12 protein-coding genes are annotated in these 14,284 nt (G+C 72.8%); 3 read left to right on the forward strand and 9 right to left on the reverse strand.

Annotation, left to right across the window (positions count from 1 at the left end; all coding sequences use genetic code 11):
• Positions 1-5 precede the first annotated feature (5 nt).
• From G407_RS0100855 to rsfS, 4 genes are read right to left on the reverse strand one after another with little or no spacing between them, the layout of a single operon-like run.
• The gene (locus tag G407_RS0100855) at positions 6-1,328 is read right to left on the reverse strand and encodes a S41 family peptidase (RefSeq protein ID WP_029029283.1); all 1,323 of its coding nucleotides are present in this window, start codon (positions 1,326-1,328) and stop codon (positions 6-8) included.
• Complete coding sequence (locus G407_RS0100860; protein WP_084327139.1) at positions 1,328-2,731, reverse strand: murein hydrolase activator EnvC family protein; 1,404 nt, start codon at positions 2,729-2,731, stop codon at positions 1,328-1,330. Before G407_RS0100860 ends, G407_RS0100855 begins: the two co-directional genes overlap by 1 nt.
• Entirely contained in the window at positions 2,728-3,216 is a 489-nt protein-coding gene (gene rlmH, locus G407_RS0100865; protein WP_029029285.1) for a 23S rRNA (pseudouridine(1915)-N(3))-methyltransferase RlmH, read from the reverse strand. Before rlmH ends, G407_RS0100860 begins: the two co-directional genes overlap by 4 nt.
• Before the next feature lie 6 nt (positions 3,217-3,222).
• Positions 3,223-3,642 carry a ribosome silencing factor gene (gene rsfS, locus G407_RS0100870; protein WP_084327141.1) on the reverse strand — a complete coding sequence of 140 codons (420 nt, stop codon included), beginning with the start codon at positions 3,640-3,642 and terminating at the stop codon, positions 3,223-3,225.
• Positions 3,643-3,981: 339 nt separating this feature from the next.
• Between rsfS and rpsT the strand changes: the two genes are divergently transcribed.
• Together rpsT and dnaA are read left to right on the forward strand one after the other, a co-directional pair.
• A complete protein-coding gene (rpsT, locus tag G407_RS0100875) occupies positions 3,982-4,260 on the forward strand; it encodes a 30S ribosomal protein S20 (RefSeq protein ID WP_029029287.1) in 279 nt (92 codons plus the stop codon).
• A gap of 934 nt (positions 4,261-5,194) precedes the next feature.
• A complete protein-coding gene (gene dnaA, locus G407_RS0100880; RefSeq protein WP_084327205.1) occupies positions 5,195-6,682 on the forward strand; it encodes a chromosomal replication initiator protein DnaA in 1,488 nt (495 codons plus the stop codon).
• A 407-nt stretch (positions 6,683-7,089) separates the two neighbouring features.
• Here the strand turns inward: dnaA and G407_RS0100885 are convergent, their stop codons facing one another.
• Positions 7,090-8,259: an aminotransferase class V-fold PLP-dependent enzyme gene (locus G407_RS0100885; RefSeq protein ID WP_029029289.1), complete on the reverse strand. Its 1,170-nt coding sequence runs from the start codon at positions 8,257-8,259 to the stop codon at positions 7,090-7,092.
• 90 nt (positions 8,260-8,349) lie between these two features.
• On the opposite strand from G407_RS0100885, the gene kynA reads away from it, so the two are divergent.
• Positions 8,350-9,168 carry a tryptophan 2,3-dioxygenase gene (gene kynA, locus G407_RS0100890; RefSeq protein ID WP_052340790.1) on the forward strand — a complete coding sequence of 273 codons (819 nt, stop codon included), beginning with the start codon at positions 8,350-8,352 and terminating at the stop codon, positions 9,166-9,168.
• Here the strand turns inward: kynA and G407_RS0100895 are convergent.
• From G407_RS0100895 to G407_RS24980, 4 genes are all read right to left on the reverse strand, one after another.
• On the reverse strand, positions 9,165-9,572 hold the full coding sequence (locus tag G407_RS0100895) for an acyl-CoA thioesterase (protein WP_029029291.1): 408 nt from the start codon (positions 9,570-9,572) through the stop codon (positions 9,165-9,167). The genes kynA and G407_RS0100895 overlap by 4 nt on opposite strands.
• Positions 9,573-9,713: 141 nt before the next feature.
• Positions 9,714-10,205, reverse strand: coding sequence for a YciE/YciF ferroxidase family protein (locus G407_RS0100900; protein ID WP_029029292.1), 492 nt, complete (start codon positions 10,203-10,205; stop codon positions 9,714-9,716).
• Positions 10,206-10,278: 73 nt separating this feature from the next.
• Positions 10,279-10,662: an SPW repeat domain-containing protein gene (locus tag G407_RS24975; RefSeq protein WP_043538607.1), complete on the reverse strand. Its 384-nt coding sequence runs from the start codon at positions 10,660-10,662 to the stop codon at positions 10,279-10,281.
• Between the two features lie 75 nt (positions 10,663-10,737).
• Positions 10,738-14,109 (reverse strand): DEAD/DEAH box helicase, encoded by a 3,372-nt coding sequence (locus G407_RS24980; protein ID WP_052340792.1) that lies wholly within the window; start codon positions 14,107-14,109, stop codon positions 10,738-10,740.
• Positions 14,110-14,284 lie beyond the last annotated feature (175 nt).

Raw genomic sequence — 14,284 nt, forward strand, 5'->3', positions numbered from 1 at the left:
CGGCCTCAGTTCGGGACCGTCTCGGCCTGTGGCGCGCGGGCGGCGGAATCGACCCGCTCGCCGCGCAGGAGCGCGAGGGCGGCGGCGATCTGCACGTCGTCGGCCGGATCCGGCGGCACGTAGGCGGAGGACGCGGTGCGCTCCTCGTCGTCGTTGGCGAGGTGGCCGCGCAGGCCGGCCTCGCCCTCGACCGTGTCGCGCCCCTGGAGTTCCTCGGGCACGTCCGGCAGGACGATGATGTTCGGCTCGATGCCGCGCGCCTGGATCGAGGTGCCGCTCGGCGTGTAGTAGCGCGCCGTGGTCAGGCGCAGGGCGCCCGAGCCGCCCAGCGGGATGATCGTCTGCACGGAGCCCTTGCCGAAGGAGCGGGTGCCGAGCACCGTCGCGCGCTCGAGGTCCTGCAGCGCGCCGGCGACGATCTCCGAGGCCGAGGCCGAGCCGCCGTTGATGAGAACCACCACCGGCTTGCCGTCGGTCAGGTCCCCGGAGCGGGCGTTGAAGCGCTGCGTCTCCGCCGCGTTGCGGCCGCGCGTCGAGACGATCTCGCCGCCGTCGAGGAAGGCATCGGACACGTCGATCGCCTGGTCGAGCAGGCCGCCCGGGTTGTTGCGCAGGTCGAGCACGAATCCCTTGAGCCGCTCCTCGCCGATCTCGTCGGTCAGCTCGGCGATGGCGCGCTCGAGGTTCGGGGAGGTCTGCTCGTTGAACTGGGTGATGCGCACGTAGCCGATGTCGTCCTCGACGCGCCAGCGCACCGGACGGACGCGAATCACGTCGCGGGTGATCGACACCTCGATCGGCGCGGCGCCGCCGCCGCGCCGGATGCGCAGCTCCACCGCGGAGTTGACGGGACCGCGCATGCGGTCCACCGCCTGGTTCAGCGTGAGGCCCTGGACCTCCTCGCCGTCGATGTGGGTGATCAGGTCGTTGGCGAGCACGCCCGCCTTGGCGGCCGGCGTGTCCTCGATCGGACTCACCACCTTGACGAGCCCGTCCTCCATCGTGACCTCGATGCCGAGCCCGCCGAACTCGCCGCGGGTCTGCACCTGCATGTCGCGGAAGCTCTTGGGGTCGAGATAGCTCGAATGCGGGTCGAGGGAGGTCAGCATGCCGTTGATGGCCGCCTCGACCAGCGCGGCGTCCTCGGGCGCCTCCACGTAGTCGGTGCGGACCTTCTCGAAGACGTCGCCGAACAGGCTGAGCTGGCGATAGGTCTCCGCGGAGGCGGCGATCGCGCTCGAGCCCGGGAGCAGCTGCGGCTGCGAGACCACGGTCGCCGCGCCGGCGCCCATGGCCGCGCCGATCATCAGAAGTGAAAGCTTGCGCATTATCCGCGAACCTCTTCGCCTTCGGTTTCCTGCCACCAGGGAGACGGATCGATCGACCCGCCGTCTTTCTTGAACTCGACGTACAGAACCGGGTCCGTCGTCTCCAGCGCGCCGGCGGCCGGCGAGAGCGCGGCCGTCGCGCCCATCGTCCCGATCGGCTCGCCCGCCAGCACGAACTGCCCGACCTCCACCGTGATCGTCTCCATGCCCGCGAGCAAGAGATAGTAGCCCTCGCCCGCGTTGATGATCAAGAGACGCTCGAACGAGCGGAACGGCCCGGCGAAGGCCACCCACCCGTCCGCAGGCGCAGTGACGATCTCACCCGGTCGTGTCGAAAGTGAGATTCCCCGGGTGCGCCCGCCATAGCCGTCGGGTGCGCCGAATGCGCGCAGCGTGTCCCCCGCGACGGGGCGCGGCAGCAGGCCGCGCGCCTCGTCGAAGGGCAGCGCCGGCGCGAGCCGGGCAGGGTCGCGGAAGGCGGCTTCCTCGAAGCGCGCGCGGGTGCGCGCGACCCGTGCCTCGCCCGCCGCCCGCGCCGCCGCGGCCGCGTCGCGGGCGGCGGCGATCTCGCGCTCCATGCCGGCAATCAGGTCTTCGAGAGTGGCCGCCCGCTCGGCGAGCCCCGCCGTGCGGGCGCGCTCGGCCGCGGCGTTCTCGCGCGCTGCGGCGAGCCGCGCCTGGCGCGCCTCGACGAGGGCGGTCAGCCGCGTGCGCTCGGCGGCGAGCGCCTCGAGCTCGGCGGCGAGCGTCGCACGGTCGGTCGCGATGGCCTCGCGCAGGCGCACCAGCTCCGCGAGGTCGGCTGCGAGCGCCTCCGTCTCGGCGCGCAGCTCGGGGACGACCGAGCCGAGCAGCATCGAGGTGCGCACGGCGGCGAGGATGTCCTCGGGCCGCACCAGCACCGCGGGCGGAGGCCGGCGGCCCATGCGCTGGAGCGCGGCGAGCACCTCGACGACGACGTCGCGCCGGCTCTCCAGCGAGCGGCGGATCGCGGCTTCCGAGCCCAGCAGCACGGAGAGCCGCTCCTCGAGCTCGCCGGCGCGGCCCTCGAGGCCGCGGATGCGGGCCGTCGTGTCGATCAGCGCCTGGGCGAGGCGCGCGCGGTCCTCGCCGAGGCGCGCGATCTCCTCCTCGAGCGCCCGGCGCTGCGAGGCCGCTCCGTCGAGGGCCGAGCGCAGCGCCTCGAGCTCGGCCGCCCGCGCGTCGCGCTCGGCCTGCGTCTCGTCGGCCCGGATCTCGAGCGCACCGGGATCGACGGCGGGCGCCTCCGCGGGCGGCTCCACGGGATCCTGGGCACGAGAGCCTCCCGCGCAGAGCACGAGCGCGAGCGCGAGAGAGCCGACCCGGAGCGTCGGGCGGCGTGTCTTGCCGATGGCGCGCACCGCGCCTTCGCGCGTGGTCATCTATCGCCCCCGCGATGGTACGGATGGCCGGAGAGGATGGTCAGCGCCCGGTAGATCTGCTCGGCGACGAGGCCGCGCACGATCTGGTGGGGAATGGTGAGGGCCCCGAACGAGAGCACGAGGTCCGCCCGCGCGCGGATCGTCTCGTCGAGACCGTCGGGCCCGCCGACGACGAAGGTCGCGGCCGGGCGTCCCGCGCCGCGCCAGCCGCCGAGGCGGTCGGCGAAGCCGGGGCTGTCCAGCGTGCGACCACGCTCGTCGAGCACGACGAGCGCTCCGTCGGGGAGGCGCGCGGCGAGCGCGGACGCCTCCTCGGCGCGCCGATCGGCATCGCGCCGCGCGCGCGACTCGGGCAGCTCGGAGACCTCCGGTCCCGAGAGCCCGAGCGGGCGGGCGAGCGCGCGGGCGCGCTCGACGTAGCGGTCCGCGAGCGCGCGCTCGGGGCCGGCCTTGAGCCGGCCGATCGCGACGATCGCGAGCCGCACCTCCGCTCAGCCGTCGATGCGCTCGGCCGGCCGATCCGCGCCCCACATCTTCTCGAGATTGTAGAAGGAGCGGACCTCGGGGCGGAACACGTGCACGATCACGTCGCCGGCGTCGATCAGCACCCAGTCGCACGCGGGCATGCCTTCGACACGCGGGGTGCCGAGGCGATTGTCCTTGAGCGTCTGGATGATGCGGTCGGCGATCGCGTTCACGTGGCGATCCGAGCGGCCCGTGGCCACGAGCATCGTGTCGGCAACGGACGTCTTGCCGACGAGATCGATCTCGACGATGTCCTCGGCCTTCATGTCGTCGAGACACGTGCGGGCCACGGACAGGATTTCCCCGTCGGCCGAGGCGGAAGCCTCGGGACGGGCGGGAAGCGGCGCGGTTTCCGCTTCGCGCGGAGACACTTGAGCCAGCGTCATGTCCTCTCTGCGTTCACGACGGCAGGAATTGCCGACGCCCCCAAGATGCGCCTCCGGGCCCCGGATTTCAACGGCGATCTCGCGGCGTTCGGGTCCCGCCATATATAATGAGTCGATCCGCTCGTCCCACGCCCGGCACGGAGCGCCGTGCGGGGCGTGTCTCCGGCGCGTCGATGGGGCGTTGACGCGGGAGCCGTGCGCGACTATACACCCGGCTTCACGGGCGCGCGCCGGTTCCGCGGCGGGCCGCCCATGGGTTCCTGAGACATCAGCCGATCCCTGCTGCGCGGGCCGCGACGGCCTCGCCGATCGGCGCATCCGAACGGGGTTCTACAAGCCATGGCCAATACGCCCTCGGCCAAGAAGATGACGCGCAAGATCGCCCGTCGCACGGCGGTCAATCGCATGCGTCGCTCGCGCATGCGCACCTTCATCCGCAAGGTCGAGGAGGCCCTCGGCGCAGGTGACGCCACCGGCGCGCGCACCGCCTTCACCGTGGCGGAGCCGATCATCATGCGTTCCGCCCAGAAGGGCGTCACGCACAAGAACACGGCCGCCCGCAAGGTGTCGCGCCTCGCCAAGCGCGTGAAGGCGCTGGAGGCCGGCGCGAGCGCCTGACCGGCATCTCCGCCGGCGCGCGAGCGCCGGCTGCCCCGGCCCCGGTCGCCCCCGACCTTCGACGGAAATGCCCGAAAGCCCGGCCCTCGCGCCGGGCTTCGCCTTTTCGTGCACGGAATACGCGTCCTTGCGACGACTTGGCGAGAATTCGTGCGCGACTGAAGACATCCGGACACGCAGCGCGGTCGATTTCCGAGTTGAACGCAGTTCTTCTAACGTTCTGCTTGACTCCCGTGCGCGAATTCCGGGTGGAAACCTTGGAGACCGCCCGTTCGAGCGCGCAGATAAACGCTTTAAGCGTCAACACCTTAGGGGGCAAAGCACGGGAGGCCTCGGAATCGAGACGACCCGGAGGCGACAGCGGCGCCCCGATACAATGCGTGCGACGCGCCCCGAATCGGCAGCGCGGGCGCCGCCATCCTCAACAAAAGGTAAAGAGGCACAGCGACTTATCGGCCCGGGACCGGGTCTGCGGGGACCCGTCGAGCCGCCCGCGTCGCACGAGCCGACTCCTTTCTGTTGCGCCCCCGGGGGGGGCTGTGTAAGGTCTCAGGACTTCGGGGGCTCCCCGAAGTAACTCTTCAGAAATCCAAGGTTAAGCCTCAGGAGCGGGGGGTCGCGCGGTGTCTATCGTCGGCAAAGATACAAAAAAGCGCCTGATGATGACGCTGGCCCAGACCTCGAACGACGCCCTGTAGCACGACCTGGACGACATCCAACATCACTAAGACTTTCGGTGCCCCGGATCCTTTCGGGGCAGTGCGGCGGTTTTCCGCCGCACGGTACGGCAATTACTGGACGGGGCGGGCGGTGTCGGCTTGCGGCGGCGGTCGACGTGCCCGAGGCGCGGATGAGGAGGGCTGAGATGTTCCATGGGGGCGAGGAGCGCGCGAAGGCACTCGCGGCCGCGATCGGGGCGGAGCCCGGCGCGCGCATGACCTGCGCCGCGGGAGAGCCGACGACGGACGCCCCCGGCCCGGCTCGGGTCGCGGCCGGGGCCGGCGCGAGCGAGGCCTGGTCGCGCGTGCGCCGGCGCCTGCGCGCGGAGCTGGGCGAGGACGTCTTCACGTCCTGGTTCGCCCGCCTCGAGCTGGACGCCCTCGCCGACGGCTGCGCCCGGCTGACCGTCCCCACCCGCTTCCTCAAGAGCTGGATCGAGGCGCACTACCTCGACCGTGTCCTCGACGTGTATCGCGCGGAGGAGCCCGCCGTGGAGCGCATCGCGCTCGCGGTGCGCGGCACGACCTCCCGCGACGGCCCGCGACGGATGGAGCCCGCCCCGGCGACCCGTTCGGACGCCGCGCCCCGCCGCGAGGCGCCGGCCGCCGCCGCGCCCGCCGCACCGTCTCCGCCGCAGGCCTCCGTCGGACCGGCCGACGGCGACATCGCCGGCGCCCCGCTCGACCCGCGCCTGACCTTCGACAGCTTCGTCGTCGGTCGCTCGAATGCGCTCGCCCACGCCGCCGGCGACCGCGTCGCCCGCCACGACGGGCACGCGCTCTATAACCCGCTCTACGTCCACGCCGGCGTCGGGCTCGGCAAGACCCACCTGCTCCACGCCATCGGCCACGGCGCCCGCGCCCACGGCAAGCGGGTGATCTACCTCACCGCCGATCGCTTCATGTACGGCTTCGTCTCGGCCCTGAAGGCGCAGACCTCGCTCGCCTTCAAGGAGAAGCTGCGCGGCATCGACCTCTTGATCATCGACGACGTGCAGTTCATCCAGGGCCGTACGATCCAGCAGGAGTTCGGCCACACCCTCAACGCCCTGATCGATGCCGGCCGCCAGGTCGTGATCGCCGCCGACCGGCCGCCGGGAGATCTCGAGAGCCTCGACGAGCGCGCCCGCTCGCGCCTCGCCGGCGGGCTCGTGGTCGAGGTCGGCAACCTCGACGAGGACCTGCGCCACGCGATCCTCGGCGCGCGCATCGCCGCCGTGCATCAGGCGCATCCCACCTTCGACGTCGCTCCCGACGTGATCGCCTGGGTCTCCCGGCAGATCACCACCAACGGCCGCGACCTCGAGGGCGCCGTGAACCGGCTCCTCGCCCACGCCACCCTCACCGGCACGGCCGTGACGCTGGAGACCGCGGAGACGGCGATCCGCGACCTCGTCAAGAACCGCGAGCCCAAGCGCGTGAAGATCGAGGAGATCCAGAAGCTCGTCGCCTCGCGCTACAACGTCTCGCGCTCCGACATCCTCTCCGAGCGCCGCACCGCGGCGGTGGTGCGCCCCCGCCAGATCGCCATGTACCTCTCCAAGACGCTGACGCTCCGCTCCCTCCCCGAGATCGGCCGCCGCTTCGGGGGGCGCGACCACACGACGGTGCTCCACGCCGTGCGCAAGATCGAGAAGGCGATCGGCGAGGACACGACGCTGGGCGAGGAGGTCGAGCTGCTCAAGCGCATGCTGCAGGAGTGACGGCGCGGGGGGGCGTGTGCCCCGCCCCCTCGCCTACGCCTTCTCGCACCGCTCGCGCGACGGTGCTCATGCCTCGGGCACGTGTCGAAGTCGGGCTTGCTGGACGTCTGGCGCAGGCCTTCTCCTTCCCTGTAGGGGAAGGTGGATCGACGGCGAAGCCGGCGAGACGGATGGGGCGCGGCGCGGAGCGACGCGTTCCGCGAAGCGGAAGCCTCCGCGTCCGGCATTGGACCGGCCTTTCGGCTCCGCCGAACGCGCTTCGCGCGCCCCATCCGTCTCGGCTTCGCCGAGCCACCTTCCCCTACAGGGAAGGACAATGGGGGCGCCTGCATGCTCCGCTCACCTCCCGAAGGCTGCTCGCCGAGTTCCTGGAAAGGCATCAGTGATGCCCAAACCGACCAGCCCTCTCAAGCGAGCGCCGCCGCCACCCGCCGGGCCGCCTCGGCCATCTCGCCTTGCGCGTGATACAGCCCGAAGCCGAAGCGTAGCACGTCGGCGCGCACGTCCGTGACGATGTCCGCTGCCATGAGCCGCGCGTGGAGGTCGGCCGCGTCCCGGCGGCGGAAGGCCAGGAAGTTGGCGCGGCGCGGGTCGTCGAGCCCGATCAGCAAGTCCGCCCGCGACAGCGCGGCGCCCTGCGCCTCGAGCGCCGCGACGAAGGCGCGCTGGCAGGCGTGGGCGTGCGCGTGCGCCCGCGCGGCGTCGATCCCGAGCCCGGCCAGCCAGCGCATCACGGCATTGAGCCGGTAGAGCGCCGTCGGGTCGAAGGTCGCGCCCATGAAGCGGAAGCCGTCCTGGGCATAGCCGATCCGCCCGTCCTGCCGCGCGGCGAGCGCGCCGAAGGCGGCGTACCAGCCCGTGGCGCGCGGCCGCTCGCCGAAGCCCGGCGGGCAGTGCATGAACGCCGCCCCCTCGCCGCTCATCACGTACTTGTAGCCGCCCGACATGTAGAACACCCGGTCCGCGAGGCGCGAGAGGTCCGTCGGCAAGGCGAGGAAGCCGTGATAGCCGTCGATCACCACGAAGGTCCCGCGATCGGGCACCGCCGCGACGAGACCCTCGAGGTCCGCGACGACGTACCCCGAGCCGAACAGGACCTGACTGAACAGCACGATGTCCCACCCGCCCCGCGCCGCCTCCTCGGCGAAGCGCGCCTCGAAGCTCGCGAAGGGCTCGACGGGCACCGTCACGAGCTCGATCAGGCCGTCCTCGGCGAGGCGGCGCGACAGCCGGGTGAAGGAGTGGAACTCGCCGTCGGTGGCGAGGACCCGCGCCGGGCGGTGCGTCGGCATGCAGGAGAAAAGCCGCAGCCACAGCTCGAAGGTGTTCTGCGCGAAGACGACGGTGCTCGGGTCCGGCAGGCCGAGCACCCCCGCGACGTGGCCCTGCGCCTCCGGCCAGACATGGCCGAGGACATGCTCCCACTTGCGGTCGGCGAGCCGCGCCGCGTCGTCCCAGGCCTCCTCCTGCGCCGCGCGGGTGACGTCCGGCCAGGCGTGGTGGCTGTGCGCGGCGAGGTGGAGGCGGCCGGGCGCCGCGGCGCGGGTGCGGGAGAAGTGGTCGCGCAGGTCGAGCATGGGCCGTTTCGTCCTCGTGAAGCGAGGGCGGAGCTTGTGCCGGCGCGCGAGATATTTCAAGCTTCAACCATTCAGCGGAGGACCCCCGCGATGGCGGACGACGGCGTCAAGACCGACTTCTCGAACGACATGTCCTACGGCGATTATCTCGGGCTCGACACGCTGCTGTCGGCCCAGCGACCGCAATCGCCCGAGCACGACGAGCACCTGTTCATCGCCATCCACCAGGTGCAGGAGCTCTGGATGAAGCTCTTCATCCACGAGCTCGACGCGGCCACGGCCGCCGTGCGCGCGGACCGGCCGCGCCCCGCCTTCAAGGCGCTGGCGCGCTGCGGACGCATCCAGGAGCAGCTGGTGAGCGCCTGGGACGTGCTCTCCACCATGACGCCGGCGGACTACCTCGCCTTCCGCGAGCGGCTCGGCGCGTCCTCGGGCTTCCAGTCCTTCCAGTACCGGATGATCGAGTTCAAGCTCGGCGCCAAGAACGCCGGCATGATGAAGCCCCACGCCCACGTCCCCGCGCGCCACGGGCCGCTGCTGGCGGCCTACGAGGCGCCCTCGATCTACGACGAGGCGATCCGGCTGCTCGCCCGGCGCGGCCTGCCCGTGCCGGCCAACCAGCTCGAGCGCGACGTCCGCGAGCCCCACGTCTACGACCCGGCGCTGGAAGCAGCGTGGGAGGTGGTATACCGCCGCTCGGAGGAGCACTTCGACCTCTACGAGCTCGCCGAGGAGCTCGTCGACCTCGAGGACCTGATGCGCCAGTGGCGCTTCCGCCACGTGACGACGGTCGAGCGCATCATCGGCTTCCGGCGCGGCACCGGCGGCTCGGCCGGGGTGTCGTACCTCAAGGGCGTGCTGGAGAAGCCGTTCTTCCCGGAGCTCTGGCAGCTGCGGACGAAGCTCTAGCCCCGCGGAATCGGCCGCGGGCGTCCCTCGTCGTCGATGGCCACGAAGGTGAAGGTCGCGTCCGTCACCTTCTCGCGCTGGTTCGTCATGAAGCGGCGGGCCCAGGCCTCGATGTGGATCTTCATCGAGGTGCGGCCGACCCGCTCCACCTCGGTGTAGACGCACAGCACGTCGCCGACCTTGACGGGGCGGATGAAGGTCATCGCCTCGACCGCGATCGTCACGACGCGGCCGCGGGCGCGCTCGACGCCGGCGATGCCGCCGGCCTGGTCCATCTGCGAGAGCACCCAGCCGCCGAAGATGTCGCCGTTGGCGTTGGTGTCCGACGGCATCGCCAGCGTGCGCACGGTGAGGTCACCGCGCGGCTCGTCCGCCATCGTCGATCCCGTGGTGTCCTGCGCCATGCCCGCCTCCCGCGACGCATCCTGATGCGCCAGCGCGGACGGGTTGGCAAGGTCGACGCGAAGGTCCCGCGAGGCTGGCGCCGCGCGGGACCGGCGAGGGTCTCCCGAAGACGTCTCTCGAGGGGGTCTCTCGAACGAGCCTCAGGCGGCCTTCTGGTTCGCCGCCGTCTCGGCGAGCTTCGTCAGCTTCTCGTCGGTGCGGCTCTCCTCCTTCAGCGTCTCCTCGAGGAGCTTCGCCGCGTCCTTCATCCCGAGCGCGGTCGCCCAGGCACGCAGCGTCCCGTAGCGCGAGATCTCGTAGTGCTCCATCGCCTGGGCGGTCGCGATGACGCCGGCGTCGAGGGCGACCGAGCCCTTGAACTCGGAGAGGATCTCCTTCGATTCCTCGACGAGCCCCTGCATCGCTTCGCAGGTCTTGCCGCGGGCCGGCTTGCCGAGCATCTCGAAGATGCGATCGAGCCGCTCGACCTGCGTCTCGGTCTCGTCGCGGTGCTGCTCGAGCGCCGCCTTGAGGTCGTCGGACGCCACCGCCTTGACGATGCGCGGATAGGCGCGCAGCGCCTGCTTCTCGGCGTTGTAGACGTCCTTCAGCGTGTCGAGGAAGAGATCCTCGAGGGTCTTGTCGTTGGCCATGAGGGCATAACTCCGGTTGCGGGAGCCTTCGCAACGGCGATCGGGCGCCGGGGTTCCGGCGCCCGATGCGTCCTCAGCGCACGCGCGCCCGGTCGTCCGCGTCCGTGGCGCGGGTCGGCACCGTCTTCGTGGTCACCGCGGCGCCGATCTCGAAGAGGCCGATGATCAGGTGCGGCCAGAACACGAAGTCGGCGAAGCCGAACAGCCAGGGCGAGACCGCGAGCAGCGCCCCGCCGAGCGCATCGAGCCACAGGTGCGTCGGCATCGAGATCGCGCGGCGCGCGGCGTACTCGTAGTCCGTGAAGAGCGAGTAGAGGATCACGCCGGCACCCAGGATCACCGGGAGCCATTGCGCGACGCCGCCGATGGCGAAGCCGAAGAGCCAGGGCGAGGCGATGAGGAGCACGCCGACGAGATAGTCGACGATGGCGTGGACGTTGGTGGGAATGAAGCGCATGTCGGATCTCCCGGACTGTTGCGGCGCCTGCAGCGCCCCGTTGCCCCTCCAAGCCCCGCCGCGCGGCTGGGTTCCCTATCCGGCCTCTCTTCGTGCGCGATCATCGGGCGCCCCACCCCTCAGGACGCGCTCCACCGCGTCGAGGAGGGCGTCGGCGAGCCGCAACCGCTCCGCGCCCGTGCGTGTCTCGCGGGCGTAGACGAGGCGGTTGCCGTCGAGTGTCGCCTTCTCGGCGAGCGTCAGGCCGGCGAGCCGGCGTGCGGCCTCGTCGCGGAAGGTCGCGGCGAGCGCCGCCGGGCCGGCCTCGAGACGCAGGATGCCGAGGTCGCGCGCCCGCAGGCGCAGCCGCGCCAGCACGAGCGCGTCTCCGAGGGCGTCCGCCGCCACGCCGAACCGCTCGGCGATCTCGTCCACGAGAGCGTCGAGCGCGTCCTCGTCGGCGAGCCGCGCGAGGCGTGCGTAGAGCTCGAGCCGCATCTGCGGGCTCTCGATCTCGCTCGCCGGGATCGCGGCGCCGACGCCCAGCGCGAGATGCGGCATCGGTCCGGCCTCGCCGCCCTCCCCGCGCGCGTCCGCCATGGCGCGGGCGACGAGCTCGCGGTGGAGACCGATACCGATCGCCTCCGCATGGCCGGCCTGCTCGTCGCCCATGAGCGTGCCCGTCCCGCGCAGGTCGAGGTCGCGCAAGGCGAGCGCGAAGCCGGACCCGAGCCGGTCGTGCGCCACCAGCGCGTCGAGCCGCTCGCGGGTCTCCGCGGCGAGCTCGGCGCCGGGCTCGGTCAGGAGCCAGCAATGCGCCTGGCGCGCCCCGCGCCCGACGCGGCCACGCAGCTGGTGGAGCTGGGCGAGGCCGAAGCGGTCCGGGTGGACGATCAGCATCGTGTTCGCCGCGGGCACGTCGAGGCCGCTCTCGACGATGTTCGTCGCGAGCAGGACGTCGGGCGGATCGTCGCCGCAGGCGAAGTCGAGCATCGTGTCGTCGATGGCCGCGGGCTTCATCCGCCCGTGCACCACCGCGACCCGCAGGTCGGGGACGAGATCGGCGAGCCGGACCGCGATGCCCTCGATGTCCGCGATGCGCGGGACGACGACGAAGCTCTGCCCGTCGCGCGCCCGCTCGCGGGAGAGCGCCTCGCGCACGAGCGCGTCGTCCCAGTCCGCGCGGGCGGTGCGCACCGGCTTTCGGGCGACCGGTGGCGTTGCGATCGTGGACAGGTCGCGCAGGCCCGCGAGGCTCCCCGCGAGCGTCGCCGGGATCGGCGTCGCGGTGAGCGTGAGGACGTGCGCGCCCGCGCCGAGCGCCCGCAGCGCCTCCTTGTCGCTCGCGCCGAACCGCTGCTCCTCGTCGACGACGACGAGGCCGAGATCGGCGAAGCGCACCTCCTCCCCCGCGAGCGCGTGCGTGCCGCTCACGATCCGGATCGATCCGTCCGCGAGGCCCGCGCGGGTCTCCCGCGCCTCGGCGGCGGTAACGAGCCGCGAGAGCTGGCCCACCGCGATGCCGAAGCCCGCGAAGCGCCGGCGCAGGGTCTCCGCGTGCTGGCGCGCGAGCACGGTCGTGGGGGCGACGATCGCGACCTGCTTTCCCGCGAAGGCGGCGGCCGCCGCGGCGCGCAGAGCGACCTCGGTCTTGCCGTATCCGACGTCGCCGCACACGAGCCGGTCCATCGGCGTCTCGCGCGCGATGTCGGCGAGCGTCGCGGCTGTGGCCGTGGCCTGGTCGGCGGTGAGCGGATGGGGAAAGCGCTCGGCGAAGCGCGCGAGGTCGCGCGGGGAGGCACGCAGCGCGGGCGCGGTGGCGGCGCGACGCTCGGCGGCGCGCCGGGCGAGATCGCGTGCGGCCTGCGCGATCGCCGCCTCGATCTCGCCGCGACGCGTCCCCCAGGTGTCCGTATCGAGCCGGTCGAGCCGCGCGCGGTCGTCCGGCCCACCGTGGCGCCAGACGCGGTCGAGGTCCTCCACGGGGACGAGCAGGCTCGCCTCGTCGGCGTAGACGAGGCGCACGGCCTCGCCCGCCTCCTCCGCCGTCTCGGTGCCGGTCGCGATCCGCTCCAGCCCTTCGAGCCGGCCGATGCCGTGGTCGGCGTGGACGACGACGTCGCCGATCCCCGGGAGCGTGGCGGTCTCGGGGAGCACGCCGCTGCGTCCGCCGGCGAGGCCGGTCTCGCCCACGAGGTCCGCGGCCGCGACGAGCGTCGTGGCGGTCGCGTCGTCCACGAAGCCCTCCGCCAGCGGAGCCGCGAGCGCGGCGAGCGCGCCCCCGGGCATGTCGGCAGCCTCCGCGAGGCTCGCCACCCGCGTCGGCGTCTCGCCGAGCGCGGCGCGGGCGCGCCGCAGAAAGCCCGGGAGCGCCGGCGCGTCGGCGCAGAGCAGGATGCGCCCGCCCGCCTCGCGCGCCTGCGCGACGAAGCCGGCGAAGGCCGACCCGGGGCGGCCCTCCAGCACGAAGCGCGGCACGCCGGTCTCCTGCGCCTCGTCCGGCACGGTGGCGAGGACACGGGCGGCGAGGATCTCCTCCCACTCCTGCGCCCGCAGGTGCAGCGCGTCCGGCGCGAGCGGCGTGCGTGCACCGTCGCGGGTGCCGCGCAGGGTGCGTGCGGCCTCGTAGGCGTCGGCGACGTCGCGCAGAACGTCCTGCGCCACGTCGCGCGCCAGCGGATCGAGAACGAGCGCGGCGCGGGGCGCGTAGTCGAAGAGCGTCTCCAGCGCCTCGTAGCGCTCCGCCAGGCGATGCTCCGCGCCCGTCGCCAGCGGCTCGGGCGCGGCGTCGGGAGCCCGCACGATCTCGGAGGCGGGATCGATCACGAGCCGGTCCAGGTCCGCGAGGCGCGCCTGCGTGTCGGGGTCGTAGGTGTGGATCGCGCCGACGCGCCCGTCCGCGTGCTCGATGCGCACCGGCAACGCGGCCGCGGCGGGATGCAGGTCGACCACGTGCGGCCGCACCGCGGCCTCGCCGGGCTCCTCCACCCGCTCGCCCGCCCGGTAGCCGAGCCGCGCGATCGCGGCCTCGAACGCGTCCGGGTCGAGCCGGTCTCCCGCCGCGATTGACAGCGGCGCATGCGTCCAGATGGCGCGGGGCGGCACGCGGCGCAGCAGGGCGGCGGGCGTCGCGACGACGAGGACAGGCGCCCCGCCCGCCCCGCCCGGCTCTTGCGCACCGCCGGAGAGGCGGCGCAGGATGCTCATCCGCGCGCCCATGCATGCCCGCGACGGCGGCATCCTGTCGTAGGGAAAGCAGTCCCAGGCCGGCAGATGCACGGTCTCGACCTCCGGCGCGAGCCCCCGCGCCGCCGCGACGAGCGCGCGGGCGCGCCGGCCGCCGTCGGCGACGTGGACGATCGGCTCGGTGGCGCCTCGCTCGGACGCGAGCCGTGCGAGCGCGAGGGCGAGCCGCCCGATCGGGTCGGATGCGGGCAGAGGGGGAACGGCGTGGGACGGTTTCGGCATGCTTCGTGCAAGATCGCGGCGGGCTTCGAGAACGCCGCGCGCCGCCGTGAGTTCGGCGGGCAAGCCCGCAGGGCGAGTTCGCCGGGGCCCGAATAGGAATCCGGGCACGCGTGCCCTTCCCACGGCGCGAAACGCGCGTATATACGACAGTCCCCCGTCAGATCGTTCGCCAGAG

Origin of the sequence: Salinarimonas rosea DSM 21201 (genome assembly GCF_000429045.1) — a bacterium.
GTDB classification, from domain to species: Bacteria; Pseudomonadota; Alphaproteobacteria; order Rhizobiales; family Beijerinckiaceae; genus Salinarimonas; species Salinarimonas rosea.

Coding starts and splice junctions, on each gene's coding strand:
- kynA (WP_052340790.1), top strand. CDS start 8,350: ATGGCGGACGACGGCGTCAAGACCGACTTCTCGAACGACATGTCCTAC.
- G407_RS0100900 (WP_029029292.1), bottom strand. CDS start 10,205: ATGGCCAACGACAAGACCCTCGAGGATCTCTTCCTCGACACGCTGAAG.
- G407_RS0100860 (WP_084327139.1), bottom strand. CDS start 2,731: ATGACCACGCGCGAAGGCGCGGTGCGCGCCATCGGCAAGACACGCCGC.
- rpsT (WP_029029287.1), top strand. CDS start 3,982: ATGGCCAATACGCCCTCGGCCAAGAAGATGACGCGCAAGATCGCCCGT.
- G407_RS0100895 (WP_029029291.1), bottom strand. CDS start 9,572: ATGGCGCAGGACACCACGGGATCGACGATGGCGGACGAGCCGCGCGGT.
- G407_RS0100885 (WP_029029289.1), bottom strand. CDS start 8,259: ATGCTCGACCTGCGCGACCACTTCTCCCGCACCCGCGCCGCGGCGCCC.
- G407_RS24980 (WP_052340792.1), bottom strand. CDS start 14,109: ATGCCGAAACCGTCCCACGCCGTTCCCCCTCTGCCCGCATCCGACCCG.
- rsfS (WP_084327141.1), bottom strand. CDS start 3,642: ATGACGCTGGCTCAAGTGTCTCCGCGCGAAGCGGAAACCGCGCCGCTT.
- G407_RS0100855 (WP_029029283.1), bottom strand. CDS start 1,328: ATGCGCAAGCTTTCACTTCTGATGATCGGCGCGGCCATGGGCGCCGGC.
- dnaA (WP_084327205.1), top strand. CDS start 5,195: ATGACCTGCGCCGCGGGAGAGCCGACGACGGACGCCCCCGGCCCGGCT.
- G407_RS24975 (WP_043538607.1), bottom strand. CDS start 10,662: ATGCGCTTCATTCCCACCAACGTCCACGCCATCGTCGACTATCTCGTC.